At 73.2% G+C, this 19,499-nt stretch carries 22 protein-coding genes; 6 read left to right on the forward strand and 16 right to left on the reverse strand.

Going from position 1 to position 19,499, the window contains the following annotated elements; translation table 11 throughout:
• The first annotated feature begins 63 nt into the window (after window positions 1–63).
• A complete protein-coding gene (locus tag ACA361_RS01495) occupies window positions 64–1,179 on the forward strand; it encodes a DUF5753 domain-containing protein (RefSeq protein ID WP_375009908.1) in 1,116 nt (371 codons plus the stop codon).
• 74 nt (window positions 1,180–1,253) lie between these two features.
• Window positions 1,254–2,081, forward strand: coding sequence for an SAM-dependent methyltransferase (locus ACA361_RS01500; RefSeq protein WP_375009909.1), 828 nt, complete (start codon window positions 1,254–1,256; stop codon window positions 2,079–2,081).
• 2 nt (window positions 2,082–2,083) lie between these two features.
• Here the strand turns inward: ACA361_RS01500 and ACA361_RS01505 are convergent, their stop codons facing one another.
• Window positions 2,084–3,226, reverse strand: a complete 1,143-nt coding sequence (locus ACA361_RS01505; protein ID WP_375009910.1) for an acyl-CoA dehydrogenase family protein — start codon at window positions 3,224–3,226, stop codon at window positions 2,084–2,086.
• 80 nt (window positions 3,227–3,306) lie between these two features.
• On the opposite strand from ACA361_RS01505, the gene ACA361_RS01510 reads away from it, so the two are divergent.
• On the forward strand, window positions 3,307–4,011 hold the full coding sequence (locus ACA361_RS01510; RefSeq protein ID WP_375009911.1) for a MerR family transcriptional regulator: 705 nt from the start codon (window positions 3,307–3,309) through the stop codon (window positions 4,009–4,011).
• 26 nt (window positions 4,012–4,037) lie between these two features.
• Here the strand turns inward: ACA361_RS01510 and ACA361_RS01515 are convergent, their stop codons facing one another.
• From ACA361_RS01515 to fdxA, 11 genes are all read right to left on the reverse strand, one after another.
• Window positions 4,038–5,399 carry an FtsX-like permease family protein gene (locus ACA361_RS01515; RefSeq protein ID WP_375009912.1) on the reverse strand — a complete coding sequence of 454 codons (1,362 nt, stop codon included), beginning with the start codon at window positions 5,397–5,399 and terminating at the stop codon, window positions 4,038–4,040.
• Entirely contained in the window at window positions 5,396–6,076 is a 681-nt protein-coding gene (locus tag ACA361_RS01520) for an ABC transporter ATP-binding protein (RefSeq protein ID WP_375009913.1), read from the reverse strand. The genes ACA361_RS01515 and ACA361_RS01520 overlap by 4 nt, the downstream gene beginning before the upstream one ends.
• Window positions 6,060–6,602 carry a PadR family transcriptional regulator gene (locus tag ACA361_RS01525; protein ID WP_375009914.1) on the reverse strand — a complete coding sequence of 181 codons (543 nt, stop codon included), beginning with the start codon at window positions 6,600–6,602 and terminating at the stop codon, window positions 6,060–6,062. Before ACA361_RS01525 ends, ACA361_RS01520 begins: the two co-directional genes overlap by 17 nt.
• Window positions 6,603–6,686: 84 nt before the next feature.
• Window positions 6,687–8,306 carry a polyamine aminopropyltransferase gene (locus tag ACA361_RS01530; protein WP_375009915.1) on the reverse strand — a complete coding sequence of 540 codons (1,620 nt, stop codon included), beginning with the start codon at window positions 8,304–8,306 and terminating at the stop codon, window positions 6,687–6,689.
• A 34-nt stretch (window positions 8,307–8,340) separates the two neighbouring features.
• Complete coding sequence (locus ACA361_RS01535; RefSeq protein WP_375009916.1) at window positions 8,341–8,769, reverse strand: DUF350 domain-containing protein; 429 nt, start codon at window positions 8,767–8,769, stop codon at window positions 8,341–8,343.
• Window positions 8,766–9,902 (reverse strand): hypothetical protein, encoded by a 1,137-nt coding sequence (locus ACA361_RS01540; RefSeq protein ID WP_375009917.1) that lies wholly within the window; start codon window positions 9,900–9,902, stop codon window positions 8,766–8,768. The genes ACA361_RS01535 and ACA361_RS01540 overlap by 4 nt, the downstream gene beginning before the upstream one ends.
• Window positions 9,899–10,303, reverse strand: coding sequence for a DUF4247 domain-containing protein (locus ACA361_RS01545; protein WP_375009918.1), 405 nt, complete (start codon window positions 10,301–10,303; stop codon window positions 9,899–9,901). Before ACA361_RS01545 ends, ACA361_RS01540 begins: the two co-directional genes overlap by 4 nt.
• Before the next feature lie 20 nt (window positions 10,304–10,323).
• Window positions 10,324–10,833, reverse strand: a complete 510-nt coding sequence (locus tag ACA361_RS01550) for a DUF2617 family protein (RefSeq protein ID WP_375009919.1) — start codon at window positions 10,831–10,833, stop codon at window positions 10,324–10,326.
• 3 nt (window positions 10,834–10,836) lie between these two features.
• Window positions 10,837–11,451: a DUF4178 domain-containing protein gene (locus tag ACA361_RS01555; protein WP_375009920.1), complete on the reverse strand. Its 615-nt coding sequence runs from the start codon at window positions 11,449–11,451 to the stop codon at window positions 10,837–10,839.
• Between the two features lie 109 nt (window positions 11,452–11,560).
• Window positions 11,561–12,646: a succinyldiaminopimelate transaminase gene (dapC, locus tag ACA361_RS01560; RefSeq protein WP_375009921.1), complete on the reverse strand. Its 1,086-nt coding sequence runs from the start codon at window positions 12,644–12,646 to the stop codon at window positions 11,561–11,563.
• Between the two features lie 104 nt (window positions 12,647–12,750).
• Window positions 12,751–13,077, reverse strand: a complete 327-nt coding sequence (gene fdxA / locus ACA361_RS01565) for a ferredoxin (protein WP_366613636.1) — start codon at window positions 13,075–13,077, stop codon at window positions 12,751–12,753.
• Window positions 13,078–13,190: 113 nt separating this feature from the next.
• Here fdxA and ACA361_RS01570 point away from each other — a divergent pair, with 113 nt between their 5' ends.
• Entirely contained in the window at window positions 13,191–13,445 is a 255-nt protein-coding gene (locus tag ACA361_RS01570) for a hypothetical protein (protein WP_375009922.1), read from the forward strand.
• 3 nt (window positions 13,446–13,448) lie between these two features.
• Here ACA361_RS01570 and ACA361_RS01575 read toward each other — a convergent pair whose 3' ends face one another.
• The 3 genes from ACA361_RS01575 to ACA361_RS01585 all read right to left on the reverse strand — a co-directional run bounded on the left by ACA361_RS01575 (window position 13,449) and on the right by ACA361_RS01585 (window position 15,693).
• Entirely contained in the window at window positions 13,449–14,234 is a 786-nt protein-coding gene (locus tag ACA361_RS01575) for a polysaccharide deacetylase family protein (RefSeq protein WP_375009923.1), read from the reverse strand.
• A 123-nt stretch (window positions 14,235–14,357) separates the two neighbouring features.
• Window positions 14,358–15,230, reverse strand: a complete 873-nt coding sequence (locus ACA361_RS01580; RefSeq protein ID WP_375009924.1) for an enoyl-CoA hydratase-related protein — start codon at window positions 15,228–15,230, stop codon at window positions 14,358–14,360.
• A gap of 112 nt (window positions 15,231–15,342) precedes the next feature.
• The gene (locus ACA361_RS01585; RefSeq protein ID WP_375009925.1) at window positions 15,343–15,693 is read right to left on the reverse strand and encodes a hypothetical protein; all 351 of its coding nucleotides are present in this window, start codon (window positions 15,691–15,693) and stop codon (window positions 15,343–15,345) included.
• Between the two features lie 118 nt (window positions 15,694–15,811).
• On the opposite strand from ACA361_RS01585, the gene ACA361_RS01590 reads away from it, so the two are divergent.
• Entirely contained in the window at window positions 15,812–16,612 is an 801-nt protein-coding gene (locus ACA361_RS01590; RefSeq protein ID WP_375009926.1) for a class I SAM-dependent methyltransferase, read from the forward strand.
• 60 nt (window positions 16,613–16,672) lie between these two features.
• Entirely contained in the window at window positions 16,673–17,353 is a 681-nt protein-coding gene (locus ACA361_RS01595; protein ID WP_375009928.1) for a hypothetical protein, read from the forward strand.
• A gap of 20 nt (window positions 17,354–17,373) precedes the next feature.
• Here the strand turns inward: ACA361_RS01595 and ACA361_RS01600 are convergent, their stop codons facing one another.
• Window positions 17,374–19,449 (reverse strand): glycohydrolase toxin TNT-related protein, encoded by a 2,076-nt coding sequence (locus ACA361_RS01600; protein ID WP_375009929.1) that lies wholly within the window; start codon window positions 19,447–19,449, stop codon window positions 17,374–17,376.
• Window positions 19,450–19,499: the final 50 nt, after the last annotated feature.

Below are 19,499 nucleotides of genomic sequence, written 5' to 3' on the forward strand. Positions count from 1 at the left end.
ACCATGATGGAGCAGTTCGGCCGAGACGGTCGGCCTTCGGGTCCGCCGGCCGACCGGAAACGAATGATCGCCGACCTGATCGGCGATCTTCACCTACTTCGGTCGTCGGCCGGGCAGCCGTCGCTGTCCGCCATCGAAAAGCGCGCGGAAAAGCTCAAGAATTCGGGAGACCGGGTCTTCGGCGTGCGAGTCGCCGCGCTGCCCAGGTCCACGGTGCACGATCTGCTCCGCCGCGCCCGCAGCCACTCCCTCCGGCCCGAACTCGTCGAATCGATATGGGCCGTGCTGCTCCATATCGCCGCCGAGCGCGGCAGGACTCCCGACCGGCCGGAGTCCCTGCTCAGTCTGGACACACTGCGTCGGCGGCTCGAAGCGATCAATCTGCCGGAACGGGCGGCGGCCGCTCCCCCGCCCGCCGCCTCCGAAGGGCCGGCGACCTCCGGCGGGCCCGCGGGCGGCCACGGCACGGGCGCCGGTCCGCATGCGGCGCTCCACCCGTTCGGCAGGCCACCCGGGGGCGATGACGAGGACGCCCAGCGCCAGTGGCTGCTCGACGCCGCCGAGGCGGCGCCGTCCTGGTGGCCACGCGGCGCGGCGCTCGTACCCGAGTGGCTCGGGACCTACCTGACGCTCGAACCCGAGGCCGAGGAGGTCCGCGCCTACGCGCCGCATTCCCTGCCAGGGCTGCTGCAGACCCCCGACTACGCCTACGAGGCGTACCGCCGCGAGCGCCCGGGGACGAACGCACGGGATCTGGCCGCCCTGGTCCACCTGCGCATGCGGCGCCAGGAGCCGCTGCGGCGGCCGGACGCGCTGCGGCTCTGGGCGGTGATCGACGAGAGCGTGCTGCGGAACGGGTTCTGCGGCCCCAGGGTGATGCGCGACCAGCTCGGCCACCTCATCGCGCTCTCCGGGCGGCCGAACGTCACCGTCCAGGTGATGCCGCTCCACGCGCACGGCCACGACGCCACCGGCGGGCCGCTCACGCTCCTGCGCTTCCCGGAACGCGGGCTTCCCGACATCGTCTTCGTCGAGCAGCATGATCGCGGCCTGTACCCGCATAAGAGCGGCGACGTCAGCCACTACCGGGAGGTACTGGTCCGGCTGGCGATAGAGGCCATGCCGCCCGAGGAGAGCATCGGATTCCTGGAAGTGCTGCGCGCGGATTGGCCGGAATGATCCATCGGGTTGGGTGACGGGCGGGTCGTCTGTTCTCATGGAGCGACGCCGTCACGACCCCCCGGAAGGCGATCATGAGCAGTGACGACCCGGAATTCTGGAACTCGGCCGAGAAGGATCTGATGGCCGGAATCGACACCAGCGTGCCGCATTCGGCGCGGATCTGGAACTACTGGCTGGGCGGCAAGGACAATTTCCCGGTCGACCAGGAGGCCGGGGACCGCTATACGGAGGTGTTCCCGGGAATCGTGCAGGTCGCCCGGGTCTCCCGGGAGTTCCTGGGACGGGCCGTCCGCCATCTGGCCGCCGAGGAGGGCGTGCGGCAGTTCCTCGACATCGGCACCGGGCTCCCCACCGAGGACAACACCCACCAGGTCGCGCAGCGGGTCGCGCCCGAATCGCACATCGTCTACGTCGACAACGATCCGCTCGTCCTCGTGCACGCCCGCGCGCTGCTCACCAGCCGTCCCGAGGGCGCCACCCACTACGTGGACGCCGACCTGCACGATCCCGAGGACATCATCCGCCAGGCCCGGCGGCATCTCGACTTCGGGCGGCCGGTGGCGCTGATGCTGATGGGGATCATGGGGCATGTCGCCGACGACGCGGAGGCGCTGTCGATCGTGCGCCGGCTCGTCGCGGAGCTGCCGTCCGGCGGCTACCTGGTCCTGGAGGACGGCACCGACACCGACGAGGCGTTCCTGGAGGCCCAGAAGGGCTACGACGACACCGGCGCCGTCCCGTACCGGCTGCGCAGCCCCGAGCGGATCGCCCGCTTCTTCGAGGGGCTCGACCCGCTGGAGCCGGGGATCGTCTCGCTGCCGCACTGGAAGCCGGACCCCAGCCCGCTCGGGCCGCCCCCGAAGGCCCATGCCTACGGGGGCGTCGCGCGCAAGCCCTGACGTCAGACGCCGAGCGAACGGCCGATGATCTCCTTCATGATCTCGGTGGTGCCGCCGAAGATGGTCTGGATGCGGGCGTCCTGGTACGCCTTGGCGATCGGGTACTCGGTCATGTAGCCGTACCCGCCGTGGAGCTGGACGCAGCGGTCGACGACGCGCTTGAGCAGCTCGGTGTTCCAGTACTTGAGCATCGACGCCTCTTCGGCGGTCAGCTCGCCCTTGCTCTCCTTGACGATGCACTCGTCGGTGAACGAGCGGCTCACGGTCAGCTCGGTCTTCATCTCGGCGAGCGTGAAGCGGTTGTGCTGGAACTTGCCGATCGGGCGGCCGAACGCCTCGCGCGTCTTGCAGTACTCCAGGGTCTGCTCGAACGCCGACTCCGCGCCCGCCATGGCGGTGGCGCCGATGGACAGGCGCTCGCGGGCGAGGTTCTGCATGAGGTAGATGAAGCCCATGCCCTCCTCGCCGAGGAGGTTCTTCGCGGGCACCCGGACGTTGTCGAAGAACAGCTCGGCGGTGTCCTGGGCGTGCATGCCGACCTTGTCGAGGTTGCGGCCGCGCTCGAAGCCGGCCATGCCGCGCTCGACGGCCAGCAGGCTGACGCCGCGGGCGCCGGCGGACGGGTCGGTCTTGGCGACGACGATCACGAGGTCGGCCAGGATGCCGTTGGAGATGAACGTCTTGGAGCCGTTCAGGACGTAGTCGTCGCCGTCCTTGACCGCGGTGCTCTTGATGCCCTGGAGGTCGGAGCCCGCGGCGGGCTCGGTCATCGCGATGCCGGTGATCAGCTCGCCGGAGCAGTAGCCGGGGAACCAGCGGGCCTTCTGCTCGTCGTTGCACAGGCTGCGGAGGTACGCGCCGTTGATGTCGTTGTGCACCGAGAAGCCGGGGCCGTGCACGCCGGCCTTCGCGAACTCCTCGTTCATGATCACGTAGTAGCGGTAGTCGTCGTCGCCGCCGCCCCCGTACTCCTCGGGCATGTCGATGCCCAGCAGGCCCTGCCGGCCGGCGGCCAGCCACACCTCGCGCGACACGACGCCGTCCCGCTCCCACTGCTCGTGGTGGGGGGCGATCTCCTTCTCGATGAAGGACCGGACCATGTCCCGGAACGCCTCGTGCTCCGCCGTGAAGATCTCGCGTGCCATCCGCCGGCTCCTTGGAGTAAGTGCATGCTGATACAGGATTAATGTAACACTGAGACTGTCACATAGCGGAGGGGCGGGGCATGGGCGAGGAGATGACGGTCGACGAGCTCGCCGCCCGTACCGGCTTCACCGTCCGCACGGTGCGGTTCTACGCCGGCCGCGGCCTGCTCCCCCCGCCCCGGCTGAAGGGCCGCACGGGCCTGTACGGGCCGGACCACCTGGCGCGCCTCGAACTCGTCCGCGAACTCCAGTCGCTCGGCCTCACCCTCGCCGCGATCGAGAAGCAGCTGGAACGGATCCCCGCCGACGCCCCGCCCGACGACCTGGCCCTGCGCCGCGCCCTGCTCTCCCCCTGGGCCCCCGAGGAGACCGAGGAGCTCGACCGGCACGAGCTGGACCGCCGCGCGGGCCGCCACCTCGACGACGGTGCCCTCGCCAAGCTGGAGGCCCTCGGCATCGCCGAGCGCACCCGGGCCGGCACGGTACGGGTGATCAGCCCGGCGCTCCTGCAGATGGGCGCCGAGCTGTCGGCGATGCCCCTGGACGCCCTGGTGGCCGCGCACGCGGCGGTCGAGCGCCACACCACCGAGCTGGCCGCCGAGCTCCAGGCCGTCTTCCAGGAGACGGTCGTCCGCCCCTACCGCGAGCGCGGCCGACCGCCCGAGGACCGCGAGCGGCTCCTCGACCTCGCCGCCAAGCTCAAGCCGCTGATGATCCAGTCCCTGGTCGGCTCGTTCCAGCGCGCCGTCGACCGCGCCATCCGCCGCTCCGTCCCCGACGACTAGCCGCGCCGGCCGCCGCGCTCACCGGCTCACTGGGTACGCAGCCGCACGGGCGAGGCCGCGCGGGCGAGCAGCCGCCCGGACGCGGCCGTGACGGCGACCGCCGCCGCCACCGCGAGGACGGTCATCACCACCGCCTCCCCGGCCGACCACGCGACCGCCGCCACGGACTTCTCGGTGACGAAGACGCCCGGGCCCATCCCGACGACCGCCGCCAGCGCGGAGACCACGCACACCGGGGCCGCCGCGATGACCGCCTGGCGCCGGGCCGAGCGGCGCAGGGCCGCGAGCGGGGCGCCGCCCGCGGCCAGGACCGCCATGGAACGGCCGCCCTCCAGCAGCGACTCGGCGCGGTGGACGACCAGCGCGGTGACCGCCACCAGCAGGGCGACCAGCAGCGCGAGGTGGGTGAGGCCGAAACTCACCAGCCAGAAGAGGTCGACGGGCACGTCGCCGGCGTTGGCGTTGTGGACCACGTCCCCCTGGACCGCGCCGGTGCCCGTCCCGAACGCGACCACCAGGCCGACCACCGCCATCGTCCGCCCCCAGGCGCGGGGGTCGTCCTCCAGCGCCCGCGCCGCCAGGAGCGTCTCGGGCGAACGGGCCCAGCGCCCCGCCAGCCGGGCCGACTCCAGCACCAGGCGGCCGGCCGCCGCCATCACGCCGACGACCGTGAGGGCCCCGCCCGCGAAGTACAGCGGCACCCCGACCTTGTCGGCGGGCTCCGTGGACGTGCCCGCGACCATCAGCAGCACGCCCGCGGCGAGCGGGACCAGCGTGTACGGGGACGGCCGGGTCCGGGATGCGCGCCGGGCCACGTGCAGCGGCGAGGTGACGACATGGCGGGACACCCGGAGGCCGACGCCCACCGCCGCGGCCGCCACCAGCAGGACGGCGGCCGGCAGCGTCCAGAGCGGGATCGCGAACCGCGCCGGATTCCCCACGTCGAGCCAGGCCATCGCCGCGCGCTGCGCGGGCACGTACAGGACGCACGCGGCGGCGGCGCCGAGCGCGCCGATCCGGACGGCCTCGGCCATGCCGAGCAGGCGGACGTCCCGCGGCGTCGCGCCGGCCAGCCGCAGCGCCGCCAGCCACCGCTCCTGGGTGGCCTGCGCGACCCGCCCGGCCTGGTGCAGCAGCGCCAGCGCCGGGACGACGAGCAGCGCGAGCGCCAGCGCGGTGCCCGGCCGCAGCCCCGGCTCCGTGACCAGGCCCGCGTAGCGGGAGGTGGTGCTGCCCCGGATCAGCAGCACGTTCCCCGCGGCGAGCAGGAAGAACGTGGCCATGGCCGCGGCGGCGGTCATCAGCCGGCGCCGCCGCCGTTCGGCCCGCGAGGCCCCGCGCGCCAGCATCGCGACGACGGCCGCGAGAACACGGCCCCGCCCGTTCATCGGGCCACCGCCGGGGACCCGGTCGTGGCGCCGTCGCGGACCACGATCTCGCGGTCGGCGAAGGCCGCGATCCGGTTGTCATGGGTGACCAGGACCACGGTCGTGCCGTGCTCCCGGGCGGTCGAGAGCAGCAGCCCGAGCACCTCCTCGCCCGCCACGCTGTCGAGCGCGCCGGTGGGCTCGTCCGCGAAGACCACCTTCGGGCCGGTGGCCAGCGCCCGGGCCATGGCGACCCGCTGCGCCTGGCCGCCGGACAGGTCGCCCGGCCGCAGCGGCGCGCAATCGTCCGCGCCCACGCGGCCGAGCCACTCCATCGCGGCCCTCGACGCCTCGGCGCGGCGGGCGCCGCCGAACATGAGCGCGACGGCCACGTTCTCCTGGGCGGTCAGCTCCGGGACCAGCCCGCCGAACTGGAAGACGACGCCGAACGCCTCGCGGCGCAGCCGGGTCCGGGTGTCCTCGTCCAGCTCGTCGACGCGCGTCCCGCCGTAGCGGATCTCGCCGGCGTCGGGGACGAGGATGCCCGCGAGGCAGTGCAGCAGCGTGCTCTTCCCCGAGCCGCTCGGGCCCGAGACCGCCACCACCTCACCGGCGCCGATCTCCAGGGACGCGCCGCGCAGCGCCCGGGTACGGCCGAACGACTTGCTGACATCACGCGCTTCAAGCAGGGGACTCATCGGCTGATCTCCTAGTCAGGTCGGCCAGGCGGCGCGTGGCGAGTTCCATCCACCGCAGGTCGGCGTCCAGGTGGAGCAGTGCGTACTCGGCGGCGAGGACCTCGGCGGCGGACGCCCCGGAGGCCGTCTTGGCGCGCGTCAGTTCCCGCATCCGTTCCAGGTGGGCCGCGCGCTGCCGCTCCAGGCCGGCGCGGGGGTCGTCCCCGACGGCCAGCGTCATGAGCGCCCGCGCGAACAGCGCGCCCGTGACGAACGGCGCGGGCGGCTCGGTCCCGGCGAGCCAGGCGCGCATCCGCTCCGCGCCCTCCGGGGTCAGCTCGTACATCGTGCGGTCGGGGCCGCCCTCCCGGTCCACCCCGGCGACGGTCACGTACCCGTCGCGCTCCAGCCGCTGCAGCGTCGAGTACACCTGCCCGTACGGCAGCGGCTTGGCGCCCGGCAGGCGGTCGTCGTGCTCCCGCTTGAGCTCGTACCCGTGCTTGGGCCGCTCCGCGAGCAGGGCCAGCAGGATCTGCGGTGTGGACATGGCGCGACTATACACTCAGTGTATGTACTGAGTGAATAGTCACTTCCGAAGGCGTGCCGCCGCCTGGGAGAGCCCAGGGCGCCGCTAAGCGTCCTTCCATTCGTCGCCCTCGTACTCGACCAGGCGCGGGTGGACGAGCGTGTTCGGCTCGACGTCGCGATGGCGCAGGTCCTTGCCGAAGACGGCGGCCGAGCGGAGCACGTCGGCGTCCAGGAAGCGGAGCCCGCCGGGGAGCGCGGCGGGCAGTTCCAGCTTCGGCGGCCCGGCGGTCGGGGTGGCCAGCACGTACCCCCAGTCGCCGAAGCTCGGCACGTCCACGTGGTACGGAACGGTCGCGAACCCCGCCTCGCCGATCGTCTTCTCGATGCACCAGAACGACTTGGGCGCGAAGAACGGCGAGCCGGACTGGACGACCATCCGCCCGCCCGGCTTGAGCGCCTGCTTGACCAGGCCGTAGAACTCGACCGAGTACAGCTTGGCGGTGGCGACGTCGTCCGGGTCCGGCATGTCCACGATGACCGAGTCGTAGCGCCGGTCGAGGGAACGCAGCCAGGAGAAGGCGTCGGCGGTGACCGTGCGGACGCGTGAGTCCTCGAACGCGCGCCCGTTCAGCCGGGCGATCTCCGGGTACGTCCGCGCCAGTTCGATCATCTTCGGGTCCAGCTCGACCAGCGTCGCGCTCCGCACGTCCTCGTAGCGCAGCACCTCGCGCAGCGCCAGCCCGTCGCCGCCGCCGAGGATCAGCACGTCGCCGCGCGCCCCCGCCATCGCCGGATGGACGAGCGACTCGTGGTACCGGTACTCGTCGACGGACGAGAACTGGAGGTCCCCGTTCAGGAAGAGCCGCAGGTCGGGACGGCCCGACAGCGCGACCTTCCGGGTGACGACGATCTCCTGGTAGGGGGTGCGCTCGGCCAGCGCGATCGGGTCCCGGTAGAGGACCTGGCGGGCCGAGATCTCGAAGCGGTCTGCCAGCGCGTACGTGCCGCCGAGCACGGCCAGCACCGCCGCCATCCCGGCCCACAGCCCGATCCGCAGGCCGCGGCCGATCTGCCGGCGGAACAGCCACAGCACCACCGCGATGCCGGCGACCGCGTTCACCGCGCCGACCAGCAGCGTGCCCTTGATGTGCCCGAACAGCGGCAGCAGGAAGAACGGGAACGCCAGCCCGCCGATCAGCCCGCCCACGTAGTCGGCGGCGAACAGGTCCGCGACCGCGCTGCCCGCGTCCTGCCGCCGGATCCGCTGCAGCAGCGTCATCAGCAGCGGGATCTCCGCGCCGATCAGCGCGCCGACGCCGAACGCAGCGACGACCAGCGCCGGGACGTACAGGTCGAGCCAGGCGAACGCCGCGTACAGCGCCAGCACCGACAGGCCGCCCAGCAGCGCCAGCGCGCCCTCCACGATCGCGAACGCGGCCACCGGGTAGCGCTGCAGCGGCTTGGCGGCCAGCGACCCGACGCCCATCGCGAAGACCATGACCGACAGCACGATCGACGCCTGGGTGACCGAGTTGCCCATCAGGTAGCTGCCGAGCGCGACGAGCGCCAGCTCGTACACCAGGCCGCACGCGGCGCAGGTGAACACGGCCGCGAGCACCAGTGCGCGCGCCGCCCGCGCCGGCAGCCGCAGCGCCGCGGGGGCCTCCGCGGTGCCGGTGGCCTCCGCGGCCTCGGGCTCGGCCGTTTCGGTCGTTTCCTGCAAAGGGACCTCCCCCGGTACGGTCCCGAGGCGTCGCTCAGGAGATGGCCGCCGCCACGATCGCGGCGGTCGCCAGGTCGGCCGCGGCCACCACCCAGCAGGACGGGTGCAGCTCGCGCTCGTCGACCACCGTCGCGCCGAGCTTGCCCGGCGTGAGGAGGTCGAGCAGGTAGAACGCGACGGTCATCAGGACCATGCCGATCAGCGCGTACACGACGGTGCTGAGGATCCCGGCCGCCAGGTCGTCCTCGCTGGTGGCGATGGCGGTGGTGACGATCGCCCCGACGCCCAGCAGCTTCGCCGCCAGGATCAGGGCGGCGCCGCGGTTGCGCTCGGTCCAGATCTGCTGCCCCAGCTTGCCGGGCGTGGTCACCTCGACCAGCAGGTAGCCCAGGGCGAGCAGGGCGATCCCGACGGCGCCGTACGCCAGCGTGGCACCGCTGCCCTGAAGGATGTCGTCGATCATGAGCTGGTGCTCCTCCGGTTCCGGACGGCGGCGACGGTGACCCAGACAGCGCCGAGCGCGATCAGCGCGATCCCGACGCCGGTGAAGATGTTGCGCGCGGTGAACTTCGACTCGGAGATCCGGTCACCGGGCGGCGGCGGCGCCACCCGTTCGGCCTGCGCCGGGACCGGCGGGGCCAGGCCCTCCTGGGCCACCAGCATCGGCACCGCGCCGATCTGGTCGGCGAGCCGCGCGATGCCCTGCTCGCCGTTGATGTCGTCGGTGTCCTCGCTGCTGCCGAGGTCCTGGCCAAGCATCCGCTCGAAGTCCGTGATCGACACGTCCAGGTCGCCGAGGTTGCCGTCGATCGCCGTGGTGCCGGACGACCACTCCTGGTACTTGTAGGAGTAGAGGTAGTCGGCCTCCAGCACCACCCACTTCGGGCAGCGGTCGGGGACCTGGCGCGGGTCGATGCCGATGCCGAGGTTGGAGCCGTACTCGACACCGGTGTCCTGGAGGTTCTCCAGGTCCCTCTCCATCTCGGCGCGCTCGTACTCCGACATCGTGCTGGACGGCGCGGGCGCCGGCGACGTGCGCGGGCGCCGCGGCGCCGGCGTGGCGCCCTGGCCCGGGACGGTCGGGCGGGCCGTGGCGGTGGTGCGCGCGGTCGGCTGGGCCTGCGGCCGGGTGGTGGCGGGCGCGGTCGGCCGGGCGGACGGCTGCCGCGTGGTGGGTCGAGTCGTGGGCCGCGTGGTGGGCTGGACTGCCTCCGGGCGGAACGTTCCGCTGTACGACGGCGTCACCTTCGGGATCTGCCGGGACCGGCCGGAGTCGATGACCCAGCCGTAGCAGACGCCCTGCGCCTTGGACGCGTGCGAGAGCCGCTCGACCAGCCGCCCGGCGTCCTTGGGGCCGAAGACGGGAGCGGTCTCCATGGCCTTGTCGTGGCCGTCGAACACGCCCTCGTCGTACAGGCTCCACAGGACCGGCAGGACGAACACGACGAGGACGATCGCGACCAGGCAGCCGCATCCCGCCGCGTTGCCCCCCTTGGTCTGCGCGTTCTTGTTCTGCGCGTTCTTCTTCTTGTTCTGCGCGCCGTTGTTCTTGTTGTTCTTCTTGTTCTGGTTCTGGTTCTGGCCGCCGCCGCTCACTTGCCCTCCCCGGGGCCGCCGCCGCGGAAGGACGTGGCGCGCCCGCCGCTGCCGCCCCAGCTGCCGCCCACGTGGGAGTGGTAGCGGGCGTAGCCGCGCGCCGGCGCGTCCAGCGTGATCTTGGAGCCGCGGCCCTCGGGCAGGATCCCGACGACGGCGTTGTGGTAGCGCAGGAACACCCCGGTCGGCGTGTACACGCGGTCCTTGGTGCGGTTCCTGCGGACGATCTCCCTGGCGACCGCCAGCGGCGCCTTCGGGGACGAGTACGTCCCGGCCGACACCTTCTTGTAGTTCTTCGCGATGTAGCCGCGCGGCGAGGTCTTGCCGCCGAGCAGCGCGATCAGCAGGACGATCACGCCGAACAGGGCGACCAGCCCCGCCCCGATCACGTGTCCCTTCATGGCACCGCGGCGCGCGGCGCTCATCGCGTCCTCACCAGACGGCTGCGCGTCATGACGATCTCCCTGGTCTGGGGGTAGGCGTGCCAGGTGTGCCAGCCGGTCCGCCCGGCCGGGCTGGGGTCGGTGGTCAGGGCGAGGGCGGTGACGGCGTGCGGCGAGCCCGGGAACGTTCCCGTCAGCGCGTCCGCGCGCCCCTCGAGCCGCGCGAGCAGCTCGTCCACGGCCCGCCCGAAAGCCGCGTCGCCGTCGTGGGTGGCGGTGGCGGCGGTGAAGTCGTACGCCCATCCGCCGCGGTCGCCGCGGAACCGCTCGGGCAGCGGCTCGGGGTCGCCGGGCAGGCACGCCACCGTCTCGCTGAACCCGGGCTCGACGAGCACCTGGTGGGAGGCGCCGAGCAGGCGCAGCTCCAGCGCCAGGCCGCCGCTCCGCACGGGCAGCACGGCGAGCGCGTCCAGCGGGGGCAGGCCGAGCGCGAACGACAGCGCGTCGGCGCGCGTGTCCGCGTAGGGGGTGTCGAGGGAGGCGAGCAACGATCAGCTTCCGGGGTAGATCGTCAGCGTGCCGTTCGGCACCCGCTCGCCGGTGCCGGCCTCCCAGGCGCCGCCGCCGAACCGCTCGAACGACAGGTAGCGGCCGCCGGGGGCCTCGTAGTCGACGTACTCGACCCGGCCCTTGTCACCGGCGCCGGTCGTGCCCTCGCTCGCGTAGTCGGCGGTGCCGTGCTCGTCGCGGCGGTACTCGACGCCGTCCAGCGTCAGCGTCTTGCGGTCGGGGGTGAGGTCGCCGACGTCCTGCTCGGTCCACCAGACGACCTCCAGGTCCGGGTCCTCCTCGACGGAGATCCAGACCTTGGTCCCTTCGATGGTGTCGGCGTCCAGCAGGTGCTCGCTCCAGGTGAAGCCGCCCTCGCGGAGCCGCAGCGAGCCGCGCACGAAGTAGCGGACGCCTAGGTACTCGACCATGTCGCCCGCCTTGAGCGTCCGCGGGTCCCCGCCCACCTGGTCCTCGGCGGCGAACGGGTCGCGCGGCGCCGGCGGCGCCGCCTCGGGGGCGGGCCCGGCCGAACGCCGCCGCACCATCAGGACGATGATGACGAGCAGAGCGCACAGGATGAGCGCCAGCAGGACGGCAATCACTCGCCCGTCCACGGGCACCTCCAGCGAAAATACAGAATCCGGGCAACGCGCGGGATCCTACCGACAATGACCCCAAATGACTATCCGCGTCTCGGACGTCACGGAAGCGTGACCGGTTCCCTCAGAGGCGGGCGGCGCCCTCCTCGACCCGCTCGTCGGTCGCCGTGAGGGCGATCCGGACGTGCCGGCCGCCCGCCGGGCCGTAGAAGTCGCCGGGGCCGACGATGATGCCGAGGTCGGCGAGATGGCCGACGGTGTCCCAGCACGGCTCGTCCCGGGTCGCCCACAGGTACAGGCCGGCCTCGGAGTGGTCGATCCGGAACCCGTGCTTCTCGAACGCGGGGCGCAGGATCTCGCGGCGCCGCGCGTACCGGGCGCGCTGCTCCTCCACGTGGGCGTCGTCGTCGAACGCCACCGTCATCGCCGCCTGCACCGGCGCCGGAACGATCATCCCGGCGTGCTTGCGGACCTCCAGCAGCCGCTTGACCAGCGCCGGGTCGCCCATCACGACGCCGGCGCGGTACCCGGCCAGGTTGGACCGCTTGGACAGCGAGTTCACCGCGAGCAGGCCCTCGTGCGAGCCGCCGCACACGTCCGGGTGCAGCACCGAGATCGGCCGGCGCTCGTCGTCCCAGCCGAACTCCAGGTAGCACTCGTCGCTGACCACGGTCACGCCGCGCTCCCGCGCCCAGGCGACGACCTTGCGCAGGTGCTCGGCGGGGAGCACCTTGCCGCTGGGGTTGGACGGCGAGTTCAGCCAGAAGATCTTCGGTACGGCCGGGCCGAGGGCCAGCAGCGAGTCGGCGGCGACCGGGTCGGCGCCCGCCAGCCGCGCGCCCACGTCGTACGTCGGGTACGCCAGCTCGGGGAAGACGACCTTGTCACCGGGACCGGCGCCGAGCAGCGTCGGCAGCCAGGCCACCAGCTCCTTGCTGCCGATCACCGGCAGCACCGCGGCCGGGTCGGCGCCCGGCACGCCGAGGCGGCGGCGCATCCAGCCGGCGACGGCCTCGCGCAGCCGTGGCGTCCCGTACGTCTGCGGGTAGCCGGGGGCGTCGGAGGCGGCGGCGAGCGCGGCCCGTACCGGTTCGGGGGTCGGGTCGACGGGCGTGCCCACCGACAGGTCGACCACGCCGCCGGGGTGCCGGGCGGCCCGCTCCCTGTACGGCGTGAGCCGGTCCCACGGGAAGTCCGGCAGCGTCTGCAACTCGCTCTCCTCCTGCGAAAAGCCCTGAGGGCCGCGGCCTCCACGTCTGCGGAGACCGCGGCCCTTAGGGTGCGCAACCCTTGGTTCCGGGAACGCTCCCGGTCTTACTCGTCGTGCTCCTGGGGAGGCAGCGCGGCGACGATCGGGTGGTCCTTGTCGATCTTCCCCACCTTGGAGGCACCGCCCGGCGAGCCGAGGTCGTCGAAGAACTCCACGTTGACCTTGTAGAAGTCCTTCCACTGCTCGGGGACGTCGTCCTCGTAGTAGATGGCCTCCACCGGGCAGACCGGCTCGCACGCACCACAGTCGACGCACTCGTCCGGGTGGATGTAGAGCTGGCGCTTCCCTTCGTAGATGCAGTCGACCGGGCATTCCTCAATGCATGCCTTGTCGAGCAGGTCCACGCAGGGCTGCGCGATGACGTAGGTCACGTCAGTGACTCCTCTCGGGTTACCGGCCCCGCCGCACGTCACGGCTCACCGCACGCTCGCTGTGAATAGTATTGCCACCACGGCTCAGACGATTCGACACCGGGGGTCCTCACATGTCCGGCCACTTCGCCGCGCGGCTGGTCGTGTCCATCACGCCGGCGGACGTCGGCCAGCGGATCTCGCTGCGTCGCCGTCTGCCTACGGGAGAGTACAGCGACGTGGTGGGCGTCCTCGAATCGTGGTCGGACGGGCTCCTCCGGGTGCGCCGCCGCACCGACGAGATCGTCGAGGTTCCCGAGGCCATCATGGTGGCGGGCAAGGTCGTCCCGCCGATGCCGCCGCCGCGCCGCCGCCGCAGGCAGGAGTGACTCCTACTGCGCCAGCGTGGGGCCGGTCGCGCCGAGTTCGGTGTACTTGCCCCCGGGCTTGAGCCGCTGGCCCTGGAAGAGTTCCGTCACCGTCACGAGGGTGAACCCTCGCTTCTTCAACCCGGCCAGGATCTCCGGCACGGCGGTGACCGTCGGCTTGTGGATGTCGTGGAAGAGCACGACACCGCCCTTCTCCGGCTCGCTCACCCCGGCCCGCACGTTCTTGCGCACGTTCCGGTGCAGCCAGTCCAGGCTGTCGACGCTCCACAGGATCTGCGGCATCCCGACGGCCTTGCCCACCCGCGCGTCCGTGGACCCGTACGGCGGCCGGAACGACGTGGGCGCCACCCCCGACGCCTGCTTGATGGCGTCCTGCGTGCGCTTCACCTCCGACCGCACCGCGCCGCTGGACAGCCCGGTCATGTCGGCATGCGACCAGCTGTGGTTGGCGACCTCGTGCCCTTCCAGGGCCATCCGCCGCACCAGTCCCCGATGCGCCCCGACGTTCTGCCCGAGCATGTAGAACGTGGCCCGCACGCCATGCCCGCGCAGGTCGTCCAGCACCTGCCCGGTGTACTCCCCCGGCCCGTCGTCGAACGTCAGCGCCAGGCACTTCACCCGGACGCAGTCGATCCGCCGCGGCGGCGGCGGTTTGGGCGCCGCCTTCTTCTTCAGCGCGACCTGCTGCCGCACGGCCGCGGCCCGGCGCTCCTCGCCGCCCTGCCCGGCGCACCCGGCCGCGAGCAGCGACCCCGCCGCCAGAGGAATGAGATAAGTACGTATTCGCACCACGCACCCCCGAAACGTGTTGCCTGGCGCGCTACATACCCTCCGTCCCGATAGTCATACACATAGTGATTACTCCTGACCGCCGCACACAGCCCACCATGAGGCTTTTCGGCGGTCAGCGCACTAGCGCACGGGCCAGTCCGGGACCTCGGGCGGGAGGTCCTTGCTGACCTTCATGGGGAAGGCGGCCTCGCGCTTCTCCAGGAACGAGGTCACGCCCTCGATCGCGTCCGGGGCACCGCCCATCGCGGCCATCAGGCGGGAGTCGGCGACGTGGGCGTCCCACGGGGACGGCGCCGACAGGCCCGACCAGATGAGGCGGCGGATCGCGGCGACCGACACGGCCGAGGTGTTGTCGGCGATCTCGCGGGCGAGCGCGTACGCGGCGGGCAGCAGCTCGTCCGGGGCGTACAGGCGCGACACCAGGCCGCCGTCCCGAGCCTCCTGGGCGCCGAAGACGCGGCCGGTCGCGGCCCACTCCATCGCCTGCGCGACGCCGACCAGGCGCGGCAGGAACCAGCTCGACGCGGCCTCGGTGACAATGCCGCGGCGCGCGAACACGAACCCGAACTTGGCCTTCTCGCTGGCCAGCCGGACGTCCATGGGCAGCGTCATCGTGACCCCGACGCCGACGGCCGCGCCGTTGAACGCGCCGATGACCGGCTTCAGGCAGCGCGCGATTCGCAGCGCGACCGTGCCGCCGCCGTCGCGCGGGGTGCCGTCCTCCAGGACGTCGTCCTCCCCGGCGAACATGTCCTGCGACTTGTCCTTGTCGAACGTGTCGCCGCCCCCGCCGAGGTCGGCGCCGGCGCAGAAGGCGCGGCCGGCGCCGGTCACGACCACCACGCGCACGTCGTCGTCGGCGTCGACGCGGTCGAAGGCGTCGAGCATCTCCGCCCGCATCGTCCACGTGTACGCGTTCATCCGGTCCGGACGGTTCAGGGTGATCGTGGCGATCCCGTCCCGGACCTCGTACTCGATCTCGCTGTACGACACTGCGGTCCCTTCTCGCGCGCCTCCCGGCCACCGGCGTGACCAGAACCGCATTCTAGGAAGGCCGCCCACGCGAACCGCACCCGCCCCGGCGCCCGCCTTCCGGCCGGTCCGCTCAGGACTGGGCCGAGGGGAACAGGGCGAGGAGGACGTCGCGGTGCCAGTCGGGCGCCGCGACGGGCGGGGCGGGGACCAGCTCGCCGTCCTCGGCGTCCAGGACGATCGTCACCCCGGAGCCGAGGGCCAGCTCGGCCGGTACGGGCGCCGCGGGGTCCAGCGCGGCGAGGCGCTGGGCGAGGAGGCCCAGGACGCGGGCCCAGCCCTGCCCGAGGTACGGCGGCAGGCCCGACACCCGCAGCTCCGGCCGGCCGCGGGCGGCCAGGCCGCGGGTGCGCAGCTCCAGGCCGTCCGCCAGTTCCGCGCCGATGATCCGTATCTCGGCGCCCGTGCCGCCGTGCTCGCCCATGTCCTGACCGTACGGGAAAGGGGGGCCGGTCAACGCCCCCCGTGAAACTGATCACCCTACGCCGTCCGGCATCGGCAAGGCCGCTACATGCTCATGACCGATCGGATAAATTACGACGGTGAATTGGGCCGTCGCGACGTACGACTCCGCCTTCGGGTACGTCTCCGCACATGGCGCGCCCCTGGTCGATCTGCTCGACCCGCAGCCCGGCGAGCGGATCATCGACCTCGGGTGCGGCACCGGCACGTTCGCCGCGGAGATCGCCGAGCGCGGCGCCGAGGTGCTCGGCATCGACGGCTCGCCGGAGATGGTCGCCCAGGCCGGCCGGCTGCACCCCGGGCTGTCGTTCACGATCGGCGACGCGCACGACTTCACCACCACCGAGCCGTTCGACGCGGTCGCGTCCAACGCCGCCCTGCACTGGATGGTCCGCGACCCGGACGCCGTGATCGCCCGGGTGCACGCGGCGCTGCGGCCCGGCGGCCGGTTCGTCGGCGAGCTCGGCGGCGCCGGCAACTGCGCCGAGCTGATCGTCGCGATGCAGACCGCGTGGCGGGTGTTCGGCCTCGGCGAGCCCGAGCTGCCCTGGTACTTCCCCACCCCCGCCGAGTACGCGCGGCGCCTGGAGGACGGCGGGTTCACGATCCGGCTGCTGGAGCACGCCGACCGCCCGTCCCGGATGACCGAGGGCCCCAACGGCGCCGCCGACTGGGTGCGCGTGTACGCGCCGCGCGCGCTGGCCGACGTGCCGCCGGAGATGGTCGAGCCGCTGCTGCACCGCATCAACGACCTGGCCGCGCCGGCGCTGCGCCGCGAGTCCGGCTGGGTCGCCGACTACGTTCGGCTCCGCTTCGCGGCCGTCCGCAAGGCGGACAGCAGCGCCCCGATGCCCGAGGGGCCGCCGTTCAGCGGTCTCTGATCTTGGCGGCGCGGCCGGTTCCTCCTGGGTTCGGGGCGGTCGCGAACGTAGGGTTGAGGCATGCTGCGCCTGCGCGATCATCGCACCGGACAGGAGCTGGAGCTCCCGCCGTACGGGCTGCGGGTACACGTGCACGAGGGGAACGAGCGCGCGCTCGTGACCGCCGACCTGCTGCGGCGGGTCGCCGAGCGGTCCCGCCGCCGCGTCGTCCTCACCCGTTCCGCGGCCGTCCGCCCGCACGCCGACTTCGCCGAGCTCAGCATGCCCGAGGTGGAGGTCGCCGATCCGGCCGGGCCGCCGGACGGCACGCTGTGGATCGGCTCGGAGGCGGTCCCCGGCCGCCGCTGCCTGGTCGTGCCGCCGGAACGCTACGAGTGGGACAAGCTGGTGGAGAGCGCCAGCGCGGACCCGCTGTGCGTCCGCCTGGCGATCCTCCGCGAGCGCTACTTCGAACCGGACGTGATGGACGGCGACCTCGTCGTCGGCGCGGGCCGCGACCTGGCGCACTGGCGGGACGCGGTGGCCGAGTGGGCGACGCAGCCGGGCCGGCCGATGGACCGCGCGTACGCGGCCGAGGCCGAGGCGGCGCTGTGGGACGACCTGGACAGCCCCACCGCGCTCGCCGTCCTCGACGAGCTCACCGCCGACCCGCGGGTCGAGCCGGGCGCCAAGCTGGAGACCGTGATCCATCTGGACCTGATCCTGGGCCTGGACCTGGTCGCCGCCATCGGCCGCGCCTGACCGCGCCCCGCGCGGCGGCGTCAGCCGTCCTGGACGGTGACCAGCGCGCCCTCGGCGACGAGGTCGGCGACGGACCGTTCGAACAGGTAGGCGGTGCCGCCGCCGGGCTGGTCGAACCACGGCACCGCGATCCCGGTCAGCGCGCGCAGCGGGCGCTGGAGGCGGAACGCCTGGTACGGGCGGCCGGCCCAGTCGGGCGGCAGCGACCGTTCGGTGAACGGCGTCCGCACCGCGTAGGTGAGGTTGCCGCCGTCGCCCCCGTACCGGTCGACGGTCGTCCCGGCCGGCACCTCGATGATCTTCCGGTCGCGGAACAGCGTCAGCGGCGGCTCGCCCGCCAGCGGCGTGATCGGGCGTTCCGGCGGCGGGCCGTCGAGCAGGACCGATCCGAGCAGGTAGGCGGCCGCCTGCCGCTCCGCCGCGAACACCGACTCGTGGTCGCGGCGGCCGCGCTCCCCGGCCTGGAAGACCGTCCAGCGCCCGTCCTCGCGCAGCAGGCACCACGCGCCCTCGGCGACCTCCCCGACCCGGTACGCCGACGCCGGCACGCCGAGCTCGCGCAGCCGCTTCTCAAGGACCTCCGCCCCGCCCGCCGACGGCTCGGCGCCGGCCGGCTCGCGACCGGGCGGCCGCGAAGCGGGGACCGGGGCGGCGGGGACCGGGTCGGCGGGGGCCGGGGCGGCGGGCTGCTGCTGGGAAGCGGAGGCGGGCGGCGCTGAAGCGGGGTCGGGGGCGGGGGTGCGCGGGGGTGCCGGGCGGCCGGTGACGGCGGCGCTCGCGGCGTCCATGGCGGCGTCGTCCACCTCGGGGATCCGGAAGCCGCGCGCCCGCGCGTGCGCGACCAGGTCGGGCTCGGGCGGGATCCCGTGCTCCTCCAGGTAGTAGCCCACCGCGCCCGCCCACACCCACGCGCCGTCGGTGTGGAACGTCAGCGGCACCCGGTCGCCGCGCGCGGGGTCGATCTGGTCGGGGGCGGCGGAGCGCGCCGCCATCACGACCGGCGCCCCCTTCAGGTATCCGGCCAGCCGCGCGACCTCGCCGTCCGGTACGGCGGGACGCGACACCGAGGGCCGCCCGCCGTCCGGCTCCACGTGGTCGAACACCCGCGCCCGCCGCAGGCCGCCGCTCCCGCTGGACCCGGGCCCGGGCTCAGGCTCGGGGTCGGGCTCGATCCGCTGGACGACCGTGGCGGCGGCCGGGGGCGGGCCGGCGGCGTCCAGGCGGCGCCTGATCCACTCGCGTCCGGCGTGCTCGGGGAAGCGCTCCACCTCCAGCCGCAGGTCGCCGACGGACGGCGCGGAGTTCCAGGCGGGCTCCTCGTCGTTGGTGAACTTCGCCTGGACGCGTACCGTCCCCTCCTCGAACGTCACCCGGTAGTCGATCCGCCCCCAGGTGCTCCGCTGGAACCCGTACGTACCGGCGCGGAGCCGGTCGAACAGGGCGTCCGCCGCCGGGGGCAGCGCCCAGGTCAGCATCGTGCGGTCGGCGAGCTGCACCATGGCGGGCGGGTGCTCGACATGGTCGCCGGCCGCCTGGTAGTAGCCGAAGACCTGGTCCCACAGGGCGGGGGCCTGGTCGCCGACCAGGACGCCCAGCTCGTTCGACAGCAGCTCGATCTGCTCCATCGGGTTGAGCGCCTCGCCCGGCTCGGCGCGCGGGTACGACGGCTCGCGGCCCTCCAGCCGGGCCTGGAGCCATCCCGGCAGGTGGGCGCCGTCGCGCGGCATCACGATCTGGTCGCGCCGCCAGCAGTCCACGGGGATGGGCGGGTCCCAGTTGGGGTCGTGGTCGTAGTTGAAGATCGGGCGGATCGGCGCGCCCGGCTCCAGCATGAACCGGGCGGAGAACCAGGTGCCCTGCTCGGGCAGGTAGTGCGCGCGGCGCAGCTCCAGCATCAGGTCCGTCAGCTCGGACGGCATCCCCTCCGGGCGGAGCGTCTTGCCGTCCTCGGTGAGCACGGTCACCGCCATGTCGTTCACCGCGACGGTCGCGATGCAGTGCACGTCCACCCGGCGGCTGCCGGGCGGCGCGATGCCCGCCAGGAAGTCGATGACCCGCCGCTGCACCTCGGCGATGCGCTCCTTCTGCCCGCTCACGAACCCGTCCCCCACTCCGATCAAGGCGAATGCCCGGCAGGCTACCGATT

Source organism: Actinomadura sp. 21ATH (assembly GCF_041951345.1).
GTDB lineage: Bacteria > Actinomycetota > Actinomycetes > Streptosporangiales > Streptosporangiaceae > Spirillospora.